Below are 538 nucleotides of genomic sequence, written 5' to 3' on the forward strand. Positions count from 1 at the left end.
TATGACTATTTTTTTGAAGTAGTCACCAGAACCATTGAGTACCCTATATTCTTGATTATTCTTCTGACTTTTGCCCGTGTCCACCAATTTCCATTATGTCTTCATCTAAAAATGATATATCAAACTTTACATCATATAAAAAGCAACGCAAACCTGTGCTTCTTTATTTGCCGGATATTATGTGAGGCATGATGATGGTGATTGTTACCCCATCCAAATAATTGATAGTACCCTATCAAATTCTAGTGTACCTTTATAGGGTCATATTGGAATATATTATATCTTATGACTATTTTTCTGAAATAGTCACGGGAACCATTGAGTATCATATCTTCTTTTTGATTATTCTTCTGGCTTTTGCCCTTGTCCTCCAATTTCCATTATGTCTTCATCTAAAAATGATATATCAAACTTTGCATTATATTCTTTCTTCAGCTCTTCAAATTTTTCATTCATTTCCATCTTCACTTCCTTTAGGATCTCTTCTTTGATATCTTTTTTCCATTGAGGTGATATTTCTTCAAATTTTTCATCCAAC

Annotated in this window: 1 protein-coding gene; it reads right to left on the reverse strand. The window is 32.0% G+C overall.

The genetic code is table 11. From position 1 onward, the window contains the following. Window positions 1-342: 342 nt before the first annotated feature. Window positions 343-538: hypothetical protein (locus ACQY5W_RS13540; protein WP_428025494.1), on the reverse strand; the 196-nt coding region annotated here is incomplete at its 5' end.

This window comes from Arcobacter sp. (genome assembly GCF_050300555.1).
In the GTDB taxonomy this organism is placed as follows: Bacteria; Campylobacterota; Campylobacteria; order Campylobacterales; family Arcobacteraceae; genus Arcobacter.